Source organism: Streptomyces sp. NPDC030838, assembly GCF_055572035.1.
In genome coordinates this window covers 485,506-507,457 of record NZ_JBVIED010000001.1, presented here as the reverse complement: position 1 = coordinate 507,457, position 21,952 = coordinate 485,506, and the positions used below count along the sequence as shown (strand labels likewise).

General features: G+C 69.3%; 12 protein-coding genes. 4 read left to right on the top strand and 8 right to left on the bottom strand.

What is annotated here, in order from left to right:
- Positions 1-35: 35 nt before the first annotated feature.
- The 6 genes from ACZ42A_RS02220 to ACZ42A_RS02195 form a co-directional block, all read right to left on the bottom strand.
- The gene (locus ACZ42A_RS02220) at positions 36-806 is read right to left on the bottom strand and encodes a DUF4391 domain-containing protein (protein ID WP_468525221.1); all 771 of its coding nucleotides are present in this window, start codon (positions 804-806) and stop codon (positions 36-38) included.
- On the bottom strand, positions 803-3,979 hold the full coding sequence (locus tag ACZ42A_RS02215) for a helicase-related protein (RefSeq protein ID WP_468525220.1): 3,177 nt from the start codon (positions 3,977-3,979) through the stop codon (positions 803-805). The genes ACZ42A_RS02220 and ACZ42A_RS02215 overlap by 4 nt, the downstream gene beginning before the upstream one ends.
- Before the next feature lie 279 nt (positions 3,980-4,258).
- Entirely contained in the window at positions 4,259-5,623 is a 1,365-nt protein-coding gene (locus ACZ42A_RS02210; RefSeq protein ID WP_468525219.1) for an AAA family ATPase, read from the bottom strand.
- Positions 5,620-7,131 carry a hypothetical protein gene (locus ACZ42A_RS02205; protein WP_468525218.1) on the bottom strand — a complete coding sequence of 504 codons (1,512 nt, stop codon included), beginning with the start codon at positions 7,129-7,131 and terminating at the stop codon, positions 5,620-5,622. Before ACZ42A_RS02205 ends, ACZ42A_RS02210 begins: the two co-directional genes overlap by 4 nt.
- Positions 7,128-8,246 carry a hypothetical protein gene (locus tag ACZ42A_RS02200; protein ID WP_468525217.1) on the bottom strand — a complete coding sequence of 373 codons (1,119 nt, stop codon included), beginning with the start codon at positions 8,244-8,246 and terminating at the stop codon, positions 7,128-7,130. The genes ACZ42A_RS02205 and ACZ42A_RS02200 overlap by 4 nt, the downstream gene beginning before the upstream one ends.
- Positions 8,247-8,330: 84 nt before the next feature.
- A complete protein-coding gene (locus ACZ42A_RS02195; protein WP_468525216.1) occupies positions 8,331-9,206 on the bottom strand; it encodes a hypothetical protein in 876 nt (291 codons plus the stop codon).
- A 146-nt stretch (positions 9,207-9,352) separates the two neighbouring features.
- On the opposite strand from ACZ42A_RS02195, the gene ACZ42A_RS02190 reads away from it, so the two are divergent.
- The 4 genes from ACZ42A_RS02190 (at position 9,353) to ACZ42A_RS02175 (ending at position 18,512) form a co-directional block, all read left to right on the top strand.
- Positions 9,353-10,978 (top strand): PD-(D/E)XK nuclease family protein, encoded by a 1,626-nt coding sequence (locus ACZ42A_RS02190; protein ID WP_468525215.1) that lies wholly within the window; start codon positions 9,353-9,355, stop codon positions 10,976-10,978.
- Complete coding sequence (locus ACZ42A_RS02185; RefSeq protein ID WP_468525214.1) at positions 10,975-12,153, top strand: pPIWI_RE_Y domain-containing protein; 1,179 nt, start codon at positions 10,975-10,977, stop codon at positions 12,151-12,153. Before ACZ42A_RS02190 ends, ACZ42A_RS02185 begins: the two co-directional genes overlap by 4 nt.
- A complete protein-coding gene (locus ACZ42A_RS02180; protein WP_468525213.1) occupies positions 12,146-15,583 on the top strand; it encodes a pPIWI_RE_Z domain-containing protein in 3,438 nt (1,145 codons plus the stop codon). Before ACZ42A_RS02185 ends, ACZ42A_RS02180 begins: the two co-directional genes overlap by 8 nt.
- A 61-nt stretch (positions 15,584-15,644) precedes the next feature.
- Complete coding sequence (locus ACZ42A_RS02175) at positions 15,645-18,512, top strand: pPIWI_RE module domain-containing protein (protein ID WP_468525212.1); 2,868 nt, start codon at positions 15,645-15,647, stop codon at positions 18,510-18,512.
- Positions 18,513-18,713: 201 nt separating this feature from the next.
- Here the strand turns inward: ACZ42A_RS02175 and ACZ42A_RS02170 are convergent, their stop codons facing one another.
- Positions 18,714-20,222, bottom strand: coding sequence for a hypothetical protein (locus tag ACZ42A_RS02170; RefSeq protein ID WP_468525211.1), 1,509 nt, complete (start codon positions 20,220-20,222; stop codon positions 18,714-18,716).
- 71 nt (positions 20,223-20,293) lie between these two features.
- Complete coding sequence (locus tag ACZ42A_RS02165) at positions 20,294-21,883, bottom strand: acyl-CoA carboxylase subunit beta (protein ID WP_468525210.1); 1,590 nt, start codon at positions 21,881-21,883, stop codon at positions 20,294-20,296.
- Positions 21,884-21,952: the final 69 nt, after the last annotated feature.

Genomic DNA, 21,952 nt, shown 5'->3' with positions numbered 1-21,952 from the left:
CTTCTTGTGTGGATAGGTACTGATTTACGGGCTGCTCAGGCGGTGTCGTGGTCGCCGTCGGCACTGTATAAGCTGCCTCTGACATGTCCGATCTGTGCACGTAGCGTCCGCGCCGCCGTGTTCAGATCGATGCGCTGCTGCTGGTTCTTCGCACGTTTCGCGTCCCGTACGACCGTAACCAGTTCGCTCTCTAGGTCGGTCAGCCGTCGGCGCAGCGCGATGGCGTCCGCTGCCCGCAGGGCGGTGCCGGCCGGGCGGCCGTCAGCGGCGGCGATGCGCACGAGGTCGCGGTATAGCGCCCACATGTCCGTGCGATCCAGCCGGGTCACGTGCAGGGCGCCCGGTTCGATGCCTCCCGTCGGCACCATGACGTGCGCGTCTATCACGGAGGTGGACCGGGTGGGGTCCGTGCGGCTGACATGGCTGAGCGCCAGCGAGAGGGTTGTGGTGCCTTCGGGCATATGCGCGAACACCACCACCGGCTTGGCCATGCTGCGGTGGACGAGTTCGGCCACGCGGGTCCTGTCGGATGCCGATGTCTTGTCGGCCAGGAAGATCTCGAGGACTGGGATGTCGACGACGGCACGCTCGCCGTCCTGGTACCTGGGCACCTGAATGGTCTCCGGGCGCAGGATACCGACCAGTTGAGCCGAGGCCACCGCCTTGGTGATCAGACGGGCGTCGGCGGGGGCCTGATCCTCGAACTGGTCGGCGAGCATCTTCTTCGTGACGCGATGGTACTGGCGTGCCGTGTCAGGCAGAGCCAGCAGGTTGGTACCGGTGTAATCGCGGGGTAGGTCCGTCATGGCAGCACCGCCAGCCATGCGATCACGTCCACGGATTCCAGGCCGGGCGCGGCGGCCTCCGTCCCCAGTTGTGAGGGACCTGCTGAGAACAGGGAGGCCACCATGCTCTCCTCAGCCTTGCCGGAAGCGGCTCGGACCGCCACGTCCAGAAGGTCGCGGTAGTGCCGCATGGACCTGCCCGACCTGGTCGCCCGGTCGAACTCCGCGAGGACGGCGGCGTCGGGTTCGGTGTTGCCCAGGCAGTGGTGGCGCAGGACGTCGAGGGCCAGTTTGGGTTCCTCGATCTCGTGGGCAAGGCTGCCGTCGTCGGTCACGTAGGCGAGCACGTACGGCTCCAGCGGGTACGCCTCGGAGAAGGCGAACGCGTCGTCCCGTACGCGCAGGAGGAAGACCGCTCCGGGAGCGAGTCGGTCGTCGGCGAGGGCCTTGTCGAAGCGGGTGACGCCGAAGAGAGCCAGGGGCCACCCGGTGATCTCTTGAAGCTCTCCCCGCGCGCGGGCGGCGGCGTCCATCCGGAAGTCGGAGAGGGTCAGGTCGGTGATGCTCAGACTGCCGGCGAGGTCCTCCATGGTGGGCGCGGCCTGCTGCATCTGCTGCAACTGCTTGCGCCGGTAGTCGAGGTCGTTCATGTCACCGGACGTGACGTCAAGAACGTTCTCCTCGCCGGTCGCGGAGACGTCCAGGAGAGTCATACGGCTGGACACGCGCGCCTCGAGGTTGATGTAGGCGTCCAGGTCCATGTTGGGCCAGAAATTGACGAGTTGGACACTCGCGTTGGTGGTGCCCAGGCGGTCGACGCGGCCGAAACGCTGGACGATGCGCACCGGGTTCCAGTGGATGTCGTAGTTGATCACCGTGTCGCAGTCCTGGAGGTTCTGGCCCTCGGAGATGGTGTCGGTGGCGATCACGATGTCGATCTGCGGGTCGTCCGGGTCGCCGTCCTTGGAGCGCGGTGAGAACGCGGTGAGGACGTCGATCATGTGGACGCGCTTCATCGGGAGGGTGGTCCGGGTGCTCTGCCCGGTGACCAGGGCCACGTGCACGCCCAGTTCGTCACGTGCCCAGCGGGCCACATGCTCGTAGAGGTACTCGGCGGTGTCGCTGAACGCCGTGAACACCAGGGCCTTGCGGTTGCCGTCGTTGGTGGGGTGCTCGGCCTTGGCGCGCAGGAACCGCCTGAGCTCGGCCAGTTTGGCGTCGCGTTCGGCGTCGACCGCCGTCACCTCGGCGAGCAGGGCGGCCACGGTGTCCCGATCCTGTTCGAGTTCCTGACGCCACCGCACCCGGTCGATGTCCGCGAGGAAGACCTTGACGCTGCCGCCGACAGTGTCCTCGAACTGGGGGTCGTCCAGGTCGATCTTCTCCAGGTCGGTGAAACTGTCGATGGACGTTCCCTCAGCCCCGGTCGCCTCGTAGGCGTCGATGCTGGCGATCGCGCCCTCCATGGTGGCGAGGATCTTGCCGAGCGTCTTGCCCAGGGAGTTGACGGAGGACTCCAAACGCTTGAGCAGACCCACTCGCAGCAGGTGGACCACATTGTTTTCACGGTCGGTCTGCCGCCATACGCGCCGTCCGCCCGTGCGTACCCTCTGGTCGTACACGGCGGCGTACTTGCTCTCGTGCTTCGCGCTGACATACGAGGTGGGCTTGTAGGCCGCCAGGTTCAGGCGCAGGATCGACCGGTTGATGTCCTCCAGCGGGATCATCCTGTCGGCCGTGTCGATGGGTGGGGTGAGGTTGACCGGAGCCAGGCGGGTGGGGAACTTCCCGACGTCCTTGGTGCCGTAGTACTTCTCGATGTGCTTGCGGGAGCGGGCAATCGTGACCAGGTCCAGCAGCCGGATGTAATCCATACCGAGCGTGCCGACCAGGGACTTCGTGCTCCGGGTGGCCGCAGGGAGGCGCTGCCACTCATTGAAGTGCCTCTGCGCTTTGTTCAGTGTGGTCTCGATACTTCTGATCCCGTCCGAAGCCAGTGCGTGGTCGTCTCCCTCGGTTGCGAACAGAACCTGATTTTTCAGGTCGGCCAAGCGCGTGTTCACGGGCGTTGCACTGAGCATAAGGACCTTGGTCCTCACACCGGACCTGAAGACCTCGTCCATGAGGCGCTCGTACCGGGTCGTCCGTCCCTTGACCTGAGGGTTGTTACGGAAGTTGTGGGACTCGTCGATCACGACGAGGTCGTAGTTGCCCCAGTTGACGTTTGCCAGGTCGATGTCCCCCGACAGCCCGCTGGTCCGGCTGAGATCGGTGTGGTTGAGGACGTCGTAGTGGAAGCGGTCCGCGGCCAGCGGATTCCGTCTGTCGTTGCCGCGGTAGATTGTCCAGTTCTCCCGCAGCCGCTTGGGTGCCAGGACGAGGACACGGTCGTTGCGCAGCTCGTAGTACTTGATGACGGCGAGTGCTTCGAAGGTCTTTCCCAGGCCCACACTGTCGGCGATGATGCAGCCGTTATGGCGCTCGAGCTTCTCGATCGCGCCGAGCACGCCGTCACGCTGGAACTTGTAGAGCTTCTTCCACACGACGGAGTCGTAGAAGCCCGTTCTGCCGCGCTCGGCGGTTTCCTCGCCGGCCTCCTCAACGAAGTCCTTGAACAGGGACGTCAGGATACGCAAGTAGACGGACTCGGGGGCCCTGTCCTCGAAGAGGGACCGGGCAGCGTTGAGGAACTCCTCCTGGACGTTACTGCTGGTCCCGTCGTCGTGCCACATGCGCTCGAAGCGGACCACGGCTTGCGCTACCTTGTCCGCTTCTGTGGTCTCCAGAGGGAAGTACAGGTCCTGGGATGCCACCAGGCCGAGGCTCTCAGCCTCAAGGCCCGCACCGTCGACGACATAAGGAAACGACCCGTCGACACTGGTCCAGGTACCGCGCGTGCGCCGCTTGAGCGCCCTTGCCTGAAGATGTTCTTCGGCCCAGGTCAGGAACGCGCGAGCAATGCGGTGCTGGTCCAGCCGGGCGCGATGGAGATTTTCCTCCTCGAGGCCGTTCAGGGCGAAGTCGTCGAGGCTGTGGCCATGCAGGAGGAGGCGCAGGTCGACAGCGGCCAACTCGTCCTGGAGAGCCTCGTAGACGAACACGGAGAACGACTCCGACAGCGAGTCCAGACGCGTGGCGCCGGTCAGATGCTTGCGCAACCGGTCGATCGTGCGGCCCGCGTCGCTGGGGACCATGAAACGGAACCTCCGGGGTGTGTGGACGTGGACTTACTGTCGTAGGTCACACCGGGTGACCCGTGATCGAAAGGGGATCTCGCTCGGGCGGTGACCCTGGAAGCCGTTCCCACGTCAGCGGCCCCCGCTCGTCCAGTTCCCAGTGCCAGGTTGGCTCCGCATACGGCGAATTGATGATCGGGTTCTCAATCGCTGCTGCCATGTTCTAGATATCCCCCTCACGCCACATCTGCGTGGACCGTACATCCTGCCACCGACAATGACCCCATTCGTGCATGATCAGGCAGCCCGCACCCTGTGCTCCCCCCGCTCCAAATGCCCCATCACCACCTGATGCGCCCGCCACCCATCCGGAAACTTAGGCGGCACATCCAGGTACACAGGACTGCTCCGCGGATGCCGATCCAGCAGATCCCGGATGCCGGCCCGGGCCACCACGATGCACGCGAAGCGATGCCGGGAGAGGAGGACGCACAGGCGGCCCGTCTCCAGGTGGAAGGCGGAGGCGTCGTGGCGGCCTGACAGCGGGTGCCAGACGAGCGTGACGTCGAACTCGCGGCCCTGGAGGCGGTTGGCGGTGTCCACCGTGATGTCGGTCAGGCCGCGGTTGGCGAGGCGGGCGCGGACAGCGTCCGCCTGTACGGTGCGTGCCGCGCCGATCGCAATGCGCGACTCGGTCAGGCGCTCCCCGTTGACCAGCGCGCCGCGCTCCAGCAGCCGGGCCGCCGTCGCCGCGAGGGCATCCGCCACCTCCGGGTCCTGGTCCAGGGTGTGGCGTGCCGGGAGTTCCAGGTGGCCCCAGCCGGAGTCGGCGGCCCGGGCGAGGACGTCGTCCAGCGGGCCGGAGCCGTGCGGCAGGCTGGCGTACGACAGCACACGTTCCGGTGCCGTCGTGCCGGGGACGAACCGGTAGAAAGGGTAGAAGGCCTGCTCGACCAGGGGCGCCGCCGTTTCCGGCAGGCGCCAGGAAACGGGGAGCTGGTGGCGGACGAGGTCGGGGTTGTGGGCGAGGGTGACGTCGACCGCGTTGCGCAGGGGGTCCCAGGTCAGGCCGTGCCAGCGGTCGGTCTCCACGGTGGCGAAGGGATCGAGCTGGCCGGGGTCGCCGACGAAGAGGACCTGCGAGTCGTTCTCACCGAATAGCGGGGCCGTCGCCAGGAGCGCGTCCGAGCGCATCTGGTACGCCTCGTCGACGATGGCCCACCGCCACGGCGCGCACTTGTCCGGTGTGACGAACGACCACTTCTTCGCCGTGGACACCACGACGGGCAGGTCGCGCAGGTTCGTCACCTGGCTGCTCCCGGTGACGTTGGGGTGCCGGGTGACGCGGGGCGGGAGGGTGTGGCCGCTGGCGTGGAGGCGGCCGAGCCTCAGGCCAGGGTGCTCCCGCGCGATGCGGTCCACCAGGTCGTCGACCTGCTCGTTGGTCTGCGCGACGATCATGAGTTGGTTGCCCGCGGACGTCAGGTGCCCGGTGGCCCGCACCACCAGAGTCGACTTGCCGGCTCCAGGAGGCGAGTCCACGACGACGCCCCGGCCGGGCGCGGTGTCGAGGCTGGTCAGGATCCCCGCGACCGCCCGGTCCGCGCGTTCGCCGGGGGTGAGGGCTTCGGGCTCCCCGGTGTCGGGAAGGAGGGCGGTCACTCCCAGGTCTCCTCTGCGTCCTCGTCGGTGGGTTCGTACGGCTGCGGCGGACCACCGTGGGTCCAGGGGGTGTTTTCCTCGTCGGGCAGGGCGGACGGCATGGCGGTGGGGTTGAGCGTGGTGTACGTCACCTCCTCGCCGGTCTCCGCGAGGGTGCCGGCCGGTGCCGGAGGTGTGCGCTTTCTCGCGAAGCCGCCCTTGAGCTGAAGAACCACGGTGTGGCTGCCGTCGTCGCCTTGTCGTACATCAAGGATCCGTGCCTCCTGACCGGGCCGGGCGGGAGACTTCACCTCCGTGCCGACCGCGAGGCCGACGCGGGTGTCGGTGCGGAGTGTGATCGTCGGGCGCCACACCTGGGAGCCGGGACGGTTGCCGGGGACGAAGCGGTCCTCGTCCCTGGCTGTCACCGTGCCCGTGAACGCCTCGCCGTTCAGCTCATACTCCGCCATCACCAGCGGGTCGTCGTACGCGCGCTCCGCCTCGTAGCGGGCGACCGCGTCCTCCAGCCGGGCCAGGCGGCGGGCGGCTCGGACGGCCTGGTCGCGGCGGGCCTGTGGGCGGCCGTCGGCGTCCAGGTACTCGGCGTACTCGGAGAACCAGCGGCGGTCGTCGGCCCAGCGGTCGGGGACGTGGGCGCCCTCCGGCAGCTCGCGGAGCAGCTCCACGCCGCGCCACATCAGGCGCCACGTCGGCAGCATCTGGCCGTGCAGCTCACCGTCGACCTGGCGGCCGACCGCCTCGCGTCCGCGCTCGTCGGACGCCTCGTCGTAGCGCGTCATCAACTCGTGAAGGGTCCGGTCGAAGACCGGGTCCGTGGACGGACCGGCCGGCGGCCACACGGCGGGGTCCTCCGCCTCACGCGCCGCCCGCGCGCCGTCGCTGCCCTCCGGCGGATCGATCCAGGCGAGCAGGGACGCGAGGTGGGAGTCCTCGGAAGGGCTCTGGCCCGTGGCCCAGTGCGCGGCGAGCAGCCGGGTCATCGCGAGGAGCACATTGGAGTTCGGGAATTCGGCCAGCTCAGCGAACCAGGTCAGCCACTTGCCCAGGGCGGGCACGGACGGTTCGACCGCGTACGCCCCCTCGGTGGCGCGTAGTCTGGTCAGACGGCCGAGTAGACGGACGTACGCGATGCCCTCGCCGTTGGGCACGAGGAGCTGCGGGGCGCGCAGGAAGCGGCGGCGTTCCTCCTTCTCCTTGCCGCGGCCGACGGTGTACGGCTCCGTCTCCATCCTGCACTCGTCGATGTACGCGAGCAGTAGGGCGCCGAGACGCTCGGCGAACCGGAAGCGCTCGGCACGGTCCCGTGGCTGCCGGACCGTCAGCAGCACCGGGTTCTCCGGGTCCGTACCCGCGAGCGCGGCCAGGGGCGCGCACGCCTCTCCAGCGAGCGTGAGCGGCACCAGGACGAAAGGCTTCTCGTCCACGTGCTGGTGGCGGACGGTCGTCAGCGGCTCGGCGCGGCCGGTTCGGGACGCCGTGAGAGCGGCGACGGTGGACAGGACGCTCATGCGGCCCCCCGGCGGAGTCGGCGCAGCCGGGCGGCGGCGCGCAGCTGGTCGGCGGCTTCCGCCTCGGCGTCTCCCGGGGCGGCGATGCCATCCAGGTAGTCGAGAGCGGTGCGCGTGGAGTCGATGCCGGGCAGGTCGTTGCGCACGCCGCTGCCCAGACGTGCCGGTGCGGCGCATGCCTCGGCTTCGTCGCGGCAGTAGCGCGCCATCTCGCAGAAGGAGAGGCAGGCGGGCGTGTACGAGGCATCCAACGCCTCTATGGACGAGGAGAGTTCGTCTCCATCCTGATCGGTGTCCAGGGTCGCCGTCGCTGGGAGCTGTGCCGCGAGGTCCTCGGCGCGCCGCAGCCGGGACAACTGGAACTGGAGGGCGTCGAGTTCCTGACGGAGGTCGATCAGGCGGCCGTAGGGCCGGTTGGAGAAGTCCTTAGGACAGACGAGCAGGAACTCGTGGGCGATCTGCTCGGTGGGCAGGCCGGCGCTTTCTAAGGCGCGGCGCAGCGCGAGGACGTACACGGCGGCCTGTTTGGCCGCCTCGGCGACGGCCGTCGGGTTGGCCTGCCCGTCGATCGCGGCGAACGAGCGGATCACGACGACGTAGAACTTCCCGTCGATGCGGTGAGTGAGAGCGTCCGGCTCCAAGTATGCCGTGCGGCCCGCGACTTCGAGGGTAAGCACGGGGCGGTCGAGGATCAGCCGTACGTCCTGGCCGGAGGCCACGTGCGCGATCAGGCGGCGGGTTTCCCGCTCCCTTACGGTCAGGGAGGCGTTGCCTCCCACCTCGTTGAGGTCTTCGACATGGGCCTCCGCCACGGGGACGGAGAGCTGTTCGCGCAGCAGCCGGATGAGCTCGGCGTACCCGCCCCACTTCACGAGGCTGTGGAACGCCTGCTCGCGTGCGAGGGCGAAGGGTGACTGGCCGAAGCGCGGCTCGTACCCGACCCGCTGCGCGAGCAGCGCCTTGTCCACCCCGGCTGCGTCGAGGACGGCGCGGCGGGCGCAGGCGGGGTTGGCGGTCAGGGCGGTGATCTTGCGGGCGGTGTACGGCTGAGGGGGCCGCGGTCCGCGCAGCCGCGCGAGTCTGTCGTCGGGGGGTTCGGACTGCTGCGAGGGCATCGTCTCTGCTTCAGGTACGTCTTATGCGTCTTGGGGTAGGTGTCGGCGCGCTGGGCGGCCGCCGCCGTCGCTGCCGGGAACAGGTCAGGGCATGGCCCCGCCCGCGTCGCGCAGGGCATCGCGCAGCGGTGGCGCACCAAACAGTTGCTGTACATCGGCGAGTTGGGAACGGGCACGCTGCGCGGCGGCTTGCCGCTGCTGGTCGTCCTCCTGCTGGTGGACGGCCACTTCGGCGTGAGCGGCGGCGATCACACGTGCGGGGTCGGGTTCCGAGGTCGAGTCGTCGTAGGCGCCCGGGATCGTGAGGGCGAAGCGGCGCAGCAGGCGCCAGGCCGCGTCCGGGGCCGGATGCCCCGCGGTGGTGAGTCGTTGGATCTGCTCGGCGGTTCCGACCGCGTGGGTGAGGAAGTCCGTGCGCGGGCTGAGCGGGGCGATGATCCGTCGTTCGACGGGCCAGGTGGACAGGGCCAGGAGCCCGCGTGCGGGTACGAGGCGGTCGTGGGTCAGTGCCGCGCAGATGTAGTACGGGCGGGCATAGCCCTGCGCTGTGAAGGAGCGCTCCTCGTCTCGGCGGAGCGACGCGAGCTTGGTGGCGACGAGCGGCTCGGTGAAGAAGGCCTCGTACGTGGAGGAGATGAGCTTCGGGGAGGCGGGGGCGCCCAGCAGCGTGAGCGCCTGGTGGACCTGTTCGCGGACCGGGATGGAACCGTGCGCCTGTCGCTCCTTGCGGCGTGGCTCGCCCTCGGTCGTCGGCGCCGGCGAGGTCAGGGGTTCGGTCAGGAGTTGCTCGCCGGCCGGTCCCGCCTCGGACTCGAGGGCGTGCTCCCACGCCGCCTCCGCCTCGCGTAGGGCGCGCCGGATGCGTGTGGTCTCGGCCTTGTCCCGGGCGCGTACCGCGCCGCGCAACTCGGTGCGCAGGTGGGACAGGCGCTGCTCCAGCTCCTCCAGTGTTGCCGCCATGCGGGGCAGTTTAGCGCAGCAACCAACCTATGCCAAGAACTTCCAAGGAGTTCCAATGTTATGTGCTACGGTCGAATACGGCGGCACACCCGGCTCGCCTCAGGGGTGCCGTATGTCACGAGTAGGGGGAGGCAATGAGCCACGACATGGCATGGCGCAGGCCACACTGGCTGACCGGGGACGACGGCCTCATTCGCGTCGGGCCCGGTACGGGCGGGGACGAGGAGCACACCTGCCCCTCGCACGCTGCCGCCAAGGCCCGGCCTGCGCTGTGGCCCGCCCAGCGCTTACGGCTGCCGAAGCCGGAGATCGAAACCTTCACTCTCGGGCCGGTCATGGACGCCATCGACCGGGTCGAGTTCCACGAGGAGACACTCGACCAGGCCCTGGAGACGCTGCGCTCCAGGGCGCCTGCCCTCCACCCCGGCCATCTCACCTACGCCGAGCACGCCCTGCGGTCGTACAGCCAGGCGTTCGCCGAGGGCGGTGACAAGGAGCTGCGGCCCGTCCGTCCCTACTGGGTGGTGCAGCGGGAGAACGGCAAGTTCTGGGAGATGTACGCCTGGTGGCGGAGGTACGAGTCTGCCGACGGACGGCTGCGCGAGTACCGGCGGCTGCGGCACGGCCAGGTCAAGGGTTCCGAGCCCGGCGAGATCGCGATCGCCGTGTACGTGGCGGTCCACGGGCGACCGGCGGCCTGGCCGCCCAAGTGGTCTCGGGCCTTCCAGCCGCACGGGCCCGTCGCCCGGCCCGAGCGCGTGCGCGTCGTCGAGGTGGGACTGGCCGACGGCCGGCCGCGCGTGCAGTTCGACGGCACGGTCGAGGACGCCGAGGCGTACTACGCCGAGCACGGGCACGCGCATGTCGCCCGGGTCGTGGCAGGCGGGGCGCGGACGCCAGGCTCCTCCTGTGTCGACTGCAAGCAGTTCACGGGGTGCGAGGCCGTGCCGCGCAGGCCAGGCATCCTCGGGATCTCCTCGCGCGTCGCACCACTGCGGAAGGTGTCCGTCAGTGACCTCCGTTACCACGCGGCCTGCCCCGCGCAGGGTTTTCTGCGCGCGCTACACCTGCCCAAGTCCGACGAGTACGGCAGCGCCGCGAAGCTCGGCCAGGCGGTGCACGGCTGGATCGAGACGCTGCACCGGCGCGACGGGTGGCCGCCTTGCACGGTCGCGGACATGCCCGCAGAGGGTGAGAACTGGACGGAAGGCCGGTGGCGAGTCTCCGACGAGGACGCCGCGATTGGCCGGGACATGCTGCTGCACCATGTCGGCGCCTGCCCCTTCCAGGATCCGGGACTCATCCAGCGGGTCGAGCCCGAAGCGCTCCGGGTCGTCCACGACACCGCCGCGCAGGCCGTGGTTATCGCCAAGCCCGACCTGCTGTACCAGGAGGACGGCTCCTGGGTGTGGCGAGAGCTCAAGACGACGAGGAAACGGCGCCGAAACCAGGAGGATCTCCTTGAGACGTATCCCCAACTGGCCCTGGCCGTCATGCTGCTGGCCCAGGGCTCGCTGGGCGGTGACCCGGCCGGATCGCGCGTCGAGGTGGAGATTCTCCGGCCCGACGGCTCCGATCCGCATGTGATCGATCCGACGGATTCCGGGCAGCAGGCCAAGGCGCGATCCGTGCTCCAGCGGTACGCCGGTCCCTGGCGGGAGGACGAGGCCTGGGAAGCCCGGCCCGGACCGCATTGTCAGTCCTGTCCGGTATCCCAGTGGTGTCCGAGTGCCGCGCGCGGCTTGGCCGTCGCGGGGGAGGGGGAGGTATGACGACCACGGACCAGCTGCTCGCGGTTCCCGAGGGCGCCGGGACCACCGACGAGGCGCTGCTGCGCCTGATCGCCAGCGCCCTTGCCTGCCTATCCCGGCAGCGGACGGTGCCCAACCCGGTCTACCCGGCCAAGGTGCAGAACGCCTACAACCGCCTCGTGCTGCACTGCCTGTGGCGTGGTGAGGAACCGCCGGGCAGCGTGCCGGAGATGGTGCGCTGGGCTTGCGAACGACCGCTGGGCGAGTGGCCGTTGTCCCCGCCCGACGAGGCCCGCTCGGGTACGGACCTGCTCGTCGACCCCGAGACCAGGCTGCCGCACCAGCTGTGCCTGGAGTGGGAGGTGAGCGCGGCCGACCCCGCCGCCGAACTGTTCGAGAACGACCGCATCCTCGAAGCTCTCGCAGTCTGCCGCGCGGCCAAGTCACCCCGGGCCTACACCGCGTTCCGCGCCCTTCTCACCTCGCGGCCGGTGCTCACGGGTGCTGAACTGGCGCTGCTCGGCGGCGATCCGGAGTGCGGGATGCTGCTGCACAGCGTCATTAAGCGGTGCTACGAGCCGGTTCCCGCGTCCTACCTGCGTGAGGGTGCTTATCGTCAGTGCGGTCGGTGCTGCTGCCTCATGGTGCCGCTGCTCGGCGGTGGTCACCGCTGCGAACTGGACCGGTGCCGCCGTGACGGGACGCAGGACGAGGGCACTGTGCTGCGTCCCGACAAGGGCGGGGTCTTCCAACTCAGCCGCCCTCTGCGGATGTTCGTGACCAGTCCCGGACTCGCCGAGACGGATCTGGAAGGCGCCCTGAAGAAGAAGTTCGGCATTACGGCCGAGATGTGGCCGAACTACGACGCGTACGACCTTCGAGTCCCTCTGCCTGGACGACAGTACTGGGCCGTGGACGTCAAGGATCGCGTGAACCCCGCCCTCCTGGCTCGCACTCTCACCCCCTTCCGGGGGGACCCGCCGTACGACCGGGCCTTCCTCGTCGTACCCCGCTACCGCTTCCGCGAGAACGAGGCGTACGGGCGGCAGTTCCGCCGCAACCTGCCCGACGAGATGGCCGGGCGGATCACCCTTCTGGACGACCAGACCTTTCTACGGCTGGTGGGCCGCGAACTCTCCGCCCTGAGCCAGCAAGACACGTGGCCGCCGCGTACGGAAGGAGGCCGCCATGCGTGACCGCAGCGGATGGCACCGGCGCTGCTCACCGAAGCAGCTCACTGAAGTATGGCCGGCGAACCTCGGCAGCTTCCGTCCCGGCGACCTCCTCGACATCGAACTGGGCCTGTACCTGCTTCAGGACGTGACGCCGACCCGCACCGCCGCCGACGTCTGGCCGCTGCTGGGTGGCTACCCGTACAGCGAGGCCTTCGGGGACGTGCGTACGGACGAACAGCGACTGCGCGTCCTGCGGGCCCGCCACTACCTGTGGGACTTGCGCCGGCGCCACGCGTGGCGCGAGGCACTGTCCGACTATCTGGCAGTCCCTCAGCAGCTGCGGGGCTACGACCTCGACGGACCCGACGACGTGCCTCGTCGCCGCGAGCCCGCGCGAGCCGCGCAGCGCTTCAAGGTTTTCGAGGATCTGCTCAGCACCGCGCCCGACTTCTCGACACGCTCCATTCCGCTCGCCGAGGCGGGAGAGCACACCTTTCGTGTGCAGGACCGCACCCACTCCGTCGTCTTCGAGGAGGAACTGCTCTCGGACAACCTGCCCCGCGCGCACGCGCTCGACGCGCCGCCCGCAGGACAGGGGGAGCCTGTCGACGTCACTTGGGAGGATCTCGAAAAGGCCGCCGACGCCATGGACACTGTGGAAGCGGCGGCACCGGATGGTCCCCGCAACGACTGGGCCGGACGTCTTCAGCGCGTCAAACTGCTCGTGCGTGACGAGACGTCCGGGGGTTTCACGGAGAAGGGGCGGCTGACGGTCGACCGGCTGCTGCACCTGGTGGGCATGGTCGGCGCCGGCAAGTCCACGATCCGCGACATCCTGACGTACCACGCCGTGACGCAGACGTCCCGCCGGGTGACCATCGTCGTCGGGGATGTGGCGGAAACGCTCGCCGTCGTGGAGCAGTTCGATCGGCTGGGCGTGCGGGCCGCGCCGATCCTCGGGCACTCCACGCGCGAGCGCAACATCAACCGGCTGCACCGCCGCACCGCCACGGCCGGCGCCGCCACCATGCTGGGTCACGATCATGCGGGCTTCGCCTACCTGAGCAGCGCCTGCCCGGTCGACGTCCTGCGCGGCCTGGAGGCCCGGCGTCCGCTAGGCATCCGTGAGGCGCCGTGCCTGACTCTCTTCACCGTCCCCGAGGCCGAGGCGACCGAGGGGGATCCGCTGCTCGATGACGAGAGTCCGGCGGTGCGCGACTCCCGGCGGCCGAAGCCACAGCGACGGTTGTGCCCGCTGTGGAACCGATGTCCCCGGCACCGCGGGGCCCGTGACCTGGTCGACGCGCAGGTGTGGGTCGCCACCCCGGCCGGACTGGTGCACAGCTCCGTGCCGCAGCATCAGCACGACGAGCAGCTGCGGTACCTCGAACTCGCCTGTCGGATAAGCGATCTGATCATCGTGGACGAGGCGGACCGGGTCCAGATGCAGCTCGACACGGCCTTCGCGCCGGCCAGCACCCTCGTGGGCAAAGCCCCGAACTCATGGTTCGACGAGGTCGCCGTGCATAAGTTCCAGCAGATGGCCCGCGACGGACGGCTCCAGCTGTCCGCCCGTGACGTCGACGACTGGACCAACGCCGTCAACACGGTCAGCGCGGCCACCGACCGCCTCTACGCGCTCCTCGTCAAGGACGACGGTCTCAGGCGGTGGATCAGTGTGGACTACTTCAGCGCCTTCACCCTGCACAACCTGCTGCTCGACAGCTGGTTCCCCGAGCGGAAGGAAGGCGAGCGCCCGCCCGCGGCGGCCCGGACTCTGGACGCCGCGCTCGGTCGGTTCAGGGACGATCCGCTGCACGAGCAGCAGAGCGACGCGGGCGACGACGAGGTGACGCGCCTGGTTAACACCTTCGTCCACCTCACTCTGGAGCTCCTGCACGCGCCCCAGGGCGCCCGAACTCGCGAACGGCTGCGCGAGACCTTGACCGACATCGTCTCGGACGACGCCGGCGTACTCGCCGATATCGAACTCCAGGCTCGCCGCTTCGAGTTCACGCTCATCCTGTCCGCTCTGCACAGCCGCCTCGACTTCATGACCACGCTGTGGCCGCGCGTCGAGGCCGCCCTCAACCTGGAAAGCGCCTCCAACGTGCTCTCCCGCAGGCCCCCGAAGGACTACGAGGCGGTCATCCCGGAGTCGCCCATGGGCAACGTCCTCGGCTTCCAGTTCCGCCACGACGACCGGGAGCGCGACGGCGACCGCAGCGGTGAACTCCGCTTCTTCCACTGCAACGGTGTCGGCCGCGAACTGCTCATGCGCCTGGGCGACATGTGTGCCGTGGACGGACGCCCCAGACCACACGTCCTGTTGATGTCCGCCACGAGCTGGGCGGGAACGTCCAGCAGGTATCACGTGCACGCCGAGGTGGGTGCCGTACTGCGGCCCCGCGATGAAGAGGTCGAGGCCGTACTGGGCACCGAGTTCCGCAAGGAATTCCTGTACTGGCCCGGAGGCGACCAGCCCAAACCTCTGCGTCTGTCGGGGTGCGACCCCGAGGAGCGGCCGCAGGCCCTGCTGCACATGCTGCACCAGCTCGCCGTGCCCGACCGCAGCTTGCCCGGCTCGCTGAGCATGCTGGACGCCGAGCTGGACGAGATCGAGGACCCGGAGCGACGCCGCATCCTGCTCCTCGTCGGCAGCTATGACGAGGCACGCAGGGCCGCCGAGTACCTCAACCAGATCCCCGAGTGGAACGGCCGGGTCACCCAGCTCGTGTCCGACGACGCGGACGCTGACACCGCCTGGACCCGGCTGCCGGAGAACACTGCCGCACGCACCCTGCCCCGCGGGGACGTCAAGGCGTTCCCCTCCGTCGGCGGTGACCTCCTCGTCGCCCCGCTGCTCGCGGTGGAGCGTGGGCACAACATCGTGCTACGCGGAGGCAAGGCCGCCATCGGCACCGTGTACTTCCTGGCCCGTCCCCACCCGCGGCCCGACGACATCTCGCTCGCCATCCAGTCCATCAACGACTGGGCCGTACGCCAACTCCGCGACGGCAGCGGCACGTTCCGGCAGGGAGCACTCGCCGCGGCCACACCCGACCGGGCCGCCGTGGCGTTCCGCAGCCGCGCCCGCCGTCAGTGGAACCGGTTCCTGACCCGCAAGCTCGCCTGGTCGAGCCTGCGAGACGACGAGAAGGTGGCGTTCACCTGGGACCAACTCGTCGTCATGTGGCAGGTCATCGGCCGCCTCGTGCGCGGCGGTGTGCCGGCCAGGGTGGTCTTCGTCGACGCGGCTTTCTCACCCCGCGAAGCCGGGTTTCAGGCCGCGGACACACCCGACACCAGTCTCCTGGCGAGCATGCGCGAGGTACTGGCTCCCTACTTCGGGGACGACGGCACGCCCGACCGGGAGCCTGCCTCGATCGACAAGTCGCTCGTCCACGAGCTGTACGAACCGCTCTACCGAGCTCTGGCGGACATGGGCTGACGGCCGTCGACACACCTCACGCTCGCACGCCACTCTTCACCTGCAAGGGAGAACCAGCCCCGTGGAATACCAATACCTCCGGGCCGCCGCCTACGTGCCCGACCCGGCGCAGGGACCGTTCGCCGTTCCGATGTACACGCTCGCCCTCCCTGCCCACTGGGAGGAACCCGTCCTGCGCCTGTACCACGACGGGCTGAGCGAGCGGCAGTCCGAAAGGCGCCGCCGCGTCCCGACGAAGCACATCAACCAGCTGCTGCGCGCCACGGCCCCGGACATCGTCACGGTCGATTCCACGGCACGGTTCGGCTCGGCCAACCCCTGGCTGTACTGCACGGACCCGTATCCGATGGCGGTGACCAACCTCTACCTCGCCACCTGGCTCAAGAGCCTCCAGCGGAACCCGGACGATCCCGAAACCGCCGGTCTGTTGATGGACTGCTTCCGGGACCTGGACACGTCCGCCCTCAGCTGGCAGCCGGGCATGGTCGATCTCCTCGCACTGCAGGACACGCCTCGAAAGACCGCGGTCCCCGCTCCGCACGTGTACCGGCTTCTCCCCGACGTCCTCGCAGCCAGGATCACGCGCCTGGCGCCGTATGAGCACAACGGGAAGAGGCTGGCCTTCCGCCAAGTGGCGGGCCTCGGCGGCTCCCGCGGCGCCGGCATTGGAGGCGCCGAGCTGATGTCCGAGCTCATCGAATACGTGCCCACACGCCGTGGCGGGGGAGACGGCAAACCGGCGTACTACGCCGCGACCATCCGGGTCACCGTGCGCACCGTGCCGTTCTCGCCCGTCCCGCGGGTACACCTGAGCGCCGGTATCCGTCGGTTCGTGAGCGGCAAGGTGTTCATTCCTTACGGCAAGGGTGTTTCCGCCTACCTCCTGCCGGACGCCTCCCTTGTGCACGACGGCCCGGTCCCGCAGCGCTTGGCCGTCGCCATGCTGGACTGGAAGAACGGCACCACCGACTGGCGACAGGGCGGGCCGGAGGGAATGCTCACCCAGGTCACCGCCCTCGAAGCGCTGCCGTCCCCGGACCGGCTGGTCAAGGAGGCTGACCACTGGATCCACGGCCGGGACGGCATCCAGATCGCCGTCGGGCATCACGCCGCCATGGGCAAGCACACCATCGGCACGGGACTGATGCCCAGCGAGCGACGGCGGCTGATCGAATGGGCGGAACAGGCACTGGCCCCGGAGTTCGTTCCCGTCCCGAGACTCACGCGTAGCTCGTACGCTCGACCGCCCAAGAAGCAGTTGAAGAAGCTGCCGTCCATCCCCACCAAGAAGGAGAAGACACCGGAGGAGCTCGCGGCGATCCATGACAAACGGGACCAGTACTCGGCGTACAACGCTCAGGTGCTGCGCGAACGCCTGGCAGAGGCGGTGGAGGGAGAGGACCTCACGGCGCTCGTTCTCTACCAGTCGGACATCATGCGCGACCAGATCGTCGCCGCCGCGGAGGCCGAACTGGGTCTCGCCGGGCGCCGACGGGAAGAGGCGCCTGACACGTGGATCTGGGAGTCGGAGGAACTGACGGTTCGGCTGCATGCCCGGCGTCTGGGCGCCCTGGGCGGTCCGCTCGGTGGTGACCACGTGCCCCGCAGGGGCAAGGAGCACGACGAGGCCATCGCGGACCGTCGAACTGAGGTGGCGAACGCCATGACCAGACTGCGCACGACCGTCCCGGGCATGCGGTTGGCCATCGTGGAACTCGACGGCCAGGATGCCTTCCGCCGTGGCAAGCGGCGCAGCGATCCCAAGTACGCGATCCGTCTGGGCTGCGCCGACGCGGGCCTGGTGACCCAGTTCGTCCGTCCCCTGGATGCCACCATCGAGAAGCCGGAGAAGGCCATGGAGGACGCGCGGATGCGCGCCACCTCGGCCTGGTCGGACGGTATGCGCCAGACCGGTGTGCGTTTGCTGCCGCAGCACACGCTCGGCGACCTCATCCCTGCCGGCCTGAATCAGGTTGCCTTCCATCTCGTGGAGCGACGCCACGACGGGCCCACGGGCAAGCAGCAGTTCACACCCATCGCGATCCTCATCCGGCCAGGGGCGAAGTGTGTCCTCGGCAGGTCCGCGGACATGCACGAATGGGTTCCGTATCCCGAACTCCTCAAGGCGCTGACCGGACGCGTCGAGGCGAAGAGGACCAGCGCCGACCAGGCGGCTCTCATGGCGGCCTTCATCAAGCAGACGTTGTCGAGCTTGCGCAGCACCCCGACACTCGTCCTGGCACACGCCCAGGACGTGCGGAAACGGTGGGCGTGGCTGAAGAACGACGGATTGGAGCAGGACAGGCTCGGCCTGGACGCCGGCCCAGCACAGCGGATCGGGCTCTACGGCAAGCAGCTCAGGGTCGTCCGGGTCGCCGACGGCACCAGGGACGAAACGGCGCAGTGCTGGGCGGAGCGCGAGGAACTCAACCCCGAGCTGGAAGGGCAGCAGCGAGGAGGCATCGCGATGGGGTTGTGGACGTCCGAGGTGCAAGGCGATTCGGGCCGTGTCTTCTACAGCACGGTCGGCAAGTCCGGCACCCAGAGCAAGCTCACCAACGATGACGCGAAGCTGACGCCGCACACCAACCCGTCGGGCAACAGCGCACACCGTCCGACAGTGAATGCCTGGAACCCGGATCTTCTGGAATTCACGGTGGCCTGTCTCCAGCCGGGCGACGACGCCGAGGCCTGGGCCGCGTTCGTGCACCAGCAGCGTTTCAGCGAGGACTTCCGAGAGGCGCGCGACGGTCTGGGCTTGCCCCTCGTCTTGCACCTCGCCCGGCTGGCGGATGACTATGCCCTGCCGCACGAGATCGAAGACGCCGTGGACCCGACGCAGTCCCAGCCCACGGCTTCCCCGGACGAGGATCCGTTGGGTCAGCTTGCCTTCGACTTCGACCTCGGTGACCGGGAAGATGACGAGTGACCTGCAAGCGGCATATGCCTGCAAACGGTCTCGTCGCGCTTAGGGCCTGCCTGGCATGTCGGTTCCTCTCGCAGGTCTGTCAAGATCGCGAGACGCGCACCAGCTTGAGCGCCGGGTGTCGGCTCGCAAAAGCGCAGGCAAAAGGAAGCGTCAGATACACCCGGCGTACAGCCCGACTCGTCTGCCCCACGCTCCCGGCTGTCATCCACACCTGCCCCCACCCCCCTCCGCAGGCACCAGCCAAGCCTTGCCGGCCGGCAGTTTCACCGGCTTGTCGGCGGCCTGGTCCCACAGGACGATCGTGTCGCCCGCGACGTTGATGAGCAGGTAGGGGCGGTCCGGGGCCAGGGCGGGGCCCTCGCCGGGGACGGCGCCGAGGGTGGTCGTGGTGCGGACGCAGGTCCAGGACGGTTCGATGCCGAAGTACGGAGGTGGCGTCGTGCCGCGGTCGGCGGCGGTCTTGGTGCGTTCCGCCGCCGTGCCCGCGGAGTCGAGGGCGTAGCCGCCCGTGACGGCGAGTATGGCGAGGAAGATCGCCACGTGCAGGACGACGTTGGTGCGCTCGCCGGGTGCCGCGTAGAAGTGGTGGCGGTGCCGGGCCACACCCCACCAGGCGGGCACCAGCAGCACGTAGGCCAGGATCGACAACAGCTTCAGTGCGGCGAGGAACTGCCAGACGGGCGGGACGTCGAGGTCGCTCGTGCTCAGGTCCAGCTCGTCGGCGTACAGGGCGTGGAGCACGGAGCCCGCGGCCACGAAGGTCGAGACCAGAACGGTGACCACTAGAGGGACCGCCCACGCGACCCACTCGCCCCACGTCCACTGCCGCACCAGCAGCCACAGTCCGGTGACCACGCCCACGACGAGGGCCAGGTAGAACACGTCCGACGGCGTCCAGCCGTCACTGCCGACGAGTCCCAGGCCGCCCGCCGTGAAGAAGCCGGACGCGGCCAGGACCAGGACGGCGCCCATCATCCTGCCCTCGGGGAACAGCCGCCAGCCGGAGCGTGCGGCTCCTACGGCCCCGATGGCCGTCAGCAGGCCCCAGAACCACCAACTCGCCGGGACGGCATGGGCGGCGCACACCAGAGCGAGGGCCGGTACCAAGGCCCAGGCGACCGCGTGAACGGCCCTGCGCTCGCCCTCCTCCTCCGGCCACCGCCGTACCGGGTCCTTCCACATGCCGTCCAAGGGGCGTACGGCCACCGCGGAGGGGTCCGTTGGATGGCCGGCACGGGCCAGGCGCAGGGCCTGGCCCGCGGGGCCGGTCACCATGCCTCCGGCGTCGTAGGAGCCGCGTGCCAGGGCCCAGCCGGCGAAGTGCCTGCGCCAGGAGGAGCGCAGGGCGCGTCGCCTGCGCCGCGCGTCGATGACGCGCCACGCCGAGCGTGTCTCCCGGTCCCGGTGCAGGGGCTCGGCGCGCAGCACGTACGCTTCCAGCCGCGCGGCCCGGGCCATCTTGCGGACGCGCTCGGCGGCCCCTCGGTCGCATCCCCCGGCGATGCCGAAGAGACGTACCTCGATCTCGTAGACACGTGAGTCGGGGGCGGGTTCGACGGCGCTGCCCAGCGGTCCCTGTCCTGCGGGGTGATGCGAGCGGACCGGCCAGCCGTGCCGGGCGAACCGGTCCTCGGCCTCCTGCCAGTCGTCCTGCCCGCCCCGGACCTCGACGAAGACGCGTACCCGCTGGTCATAGCGTGCCTGCACCATCGGCCGAGGTTATGGGGAACGCGAGTGCGATGGGTCGGTTTTCGGCCACGGTGGTGACAGTGGCAGCACCGTCACATCGGCGGGTTCCCGTGTTTGCGCTCCGGCAGCGGCGCCTGCTTCGCGCGGAGCATCGCGAGGGAGCGGATGAGGACCGTGCGGGTCTCGCCCGGGTCGATGACGTCGTCGACGAGGCCGCGTTCGGCCGCGTAGTAGGGGTGCATCAGTTCCGACTTGTATTCCTTGATCAGACGAGCGCGGGTGACCTCCGGGTCGTCGGAGGCGGCGATCTCGCGGCGGAAGACCACGTTCGCCGCGCCCTCCGCGCCCATGACCGCGATCTCGTTCGTCGGCCAGGCGAAGGAGAGGTCCGCGCCGATGGAGCGGGAGTCCATGACGATGTAGGCGCCGCCGTACGCCTTGCGGACGACCAGGGAGATGCGGGGCACCGTGGCGTTGCAGTAGGCGTAGAGCAGCTTCGCGCCGTGGCGGATGATGCCGCCGTGTTCCTGGTCCACGCCGGGCAGGAAGCCGGGGACGTCGACCAGGGTGACGAGGGGGATGTTGAAGGCGTCGCAGGTCTGGACGAAGCGGGCGGCCTTCTCCGATGCGTGGATGTCGAGGACGCCTGCCAGCGCGGCGGGCTGGTTGGCGATCAGGCCGACCACCTGGCCGTCCAGGCGGGCCAGCGCGCACACCACGTTGCGCGCCCAGGCCTCGTGCACCTCGAAGTACTCGCCGTCGTCGACGATCTCCTCGATCACCGCCCGCATGTCGTACGCCTGCTGCGGGTCCGCCGGCACCAGTGAGGTCAGCGCGTCGGTGCGGCGGTCGGCGGGGTCGTCGGAGCGTACGGCGGGCGGGAGTTCGCGGTTGTTCTGCGGGAGGAGGGAGAGGAGGTGGCGGACGTCCTCCAGGCACGCCTCCTCGTCGTCGTAGGCGAAGGCGGAGACACCGGAGAGCGCGGCGTGCACGTCCGCGCCGCCGAGGCCGTCGTGGGTGATCTGCTCACCCGTCACGGCCTGGACCACGTCGGGGCCCGTGATGAACATCTGGGACGTGCCGCGCACCATGAACACGAAGTCGGTGAGCGCGGGGGAGTAGGCGGCGCCGCCCGCGCACGGGCCCAGGATGACGCTGATCTGCGGGATCACCCCGGAGGAGCGGGTGTTGCGGCGGAAGATGCCGCCGTAGCCGGCGAGTGCGGTGACGCCCTCCTGGATACGGGCGCCGGCGCCGTCGCTCAGCCCGACGATGGGGGCGCCCGCCGCCTCCGCGAGGTCCATCACCTTGTGGATCTTCTGGGCGTGGGCCTCGCCGAGGGCGCCGCCGAACACCCGGAAGTCATGGGCGTAGGCGAAGACCGTACGGCCGTGGACCAGACCCCAGCCGATCACCACGCCGTCGCCGTGCGGCTTGCGGTCCTCCAGGCCGAAGCCGGTGGCGCGGTGCCGGCGCAGCGGCTCGATCTCGGTGAACGTGCCCTCGTCGAAGAGGAGTCGAAGGCGCTCGGGGGCGGTCAGCTTGCCCTTGGCGTGCTGGCGCCGGGTCGCTTCGGGGTCGGGGCCGCGGCTCAGCTCCTCCTTCAGCCGTGTCAACTCGTCGGTGGAGCGGCGCAGATCGGGCGCGGGGGCGAGGGCGAGCAGTTCGTCGAAGGTCGTCATTGCGGCACCGTAGGGGCCCGTCCTCAAAGGCCTGGGCATGTCCTCTGGAGGACGGCTCGACGGCCGCCT

Excerpts from the sequence above, each read along its gene's own strand:
- ACZ42A_RS02220 (WP_468525221.1), bottom strand. The coding sequence starts at position 806 with ATGACGGACCTACCCCGCGATTACACCGGTACCAACCTGCTGGCTCTG.
- ACZ42A_RS02215 (WP_468525220.1), bottom strand. The coding sequence starts at position 3,979 with ATGGTCCCCAGCGACGCGGGCCGCACGATCGACCGGTTGCGCAAGCAT.
- ACZ42A_RS02205 (WP_468525218.1), bottom strand. The coding sequence starts at position 7,131 with ATGAGCGTCCTGTCCACCGTCGCCGCTCTCACGGCGTCCCGAACCGGC.
- ACZ42A_RS02200 (WP_468525217.1), bottom strand. The coding sequence starts at position 8,246 with ATGCCCTCGCAGCAGTCCGAACCCCCCGACGACAGACTCGCGCGGCTG.
- ACZ42A_RS02195 (WP_468525216.1), bottom strand. The coding sequence starts at position 9,206 with ATGGCGGCAACACTGGAGGAGCTGGAGCAGCGCCTGTCCCACCTGCGC.
- ACZ42A_RS02190 (WP_468525215.1), top strand. The coding sequence starts at position 9,353 with ATGGCATGGCGCAGGCCACACTGGCTGACCGGGGACGACGGCCTCATT.
- ACZ42A_RS02185 (WP_468525214.1), top strand. The coding sequence starts at position 10,975 with ATGACGACCACGGACCAGCTGCTCGCGGTTCCCGAGGGCGCCGGGACC.
- ACZ42A_RS02180 (WP_468525213.1), top strand. The coding sequence starts at position 12,146 with ATGCGTGACCGCAGCGGATGGCACCGGCGCTGCTCACCGAAGCAGCTC.
- ACZ42A_RS02170 (WP_468525211.1), bottom strand. The coding sequence starts at position 20,222 with ATGGTGCAGGCACGCTATGACCAGCGGGTACGCGTCTTCGTCGAGGTC.
- ACZ42A_RS02165 (WP_468525210.1), bottom strand. The coding sequence starts at position 21,883 with ATGACGACCTTCGACGAACTGCTCGCCCTCGCCCCCGCGCCCGATCTG.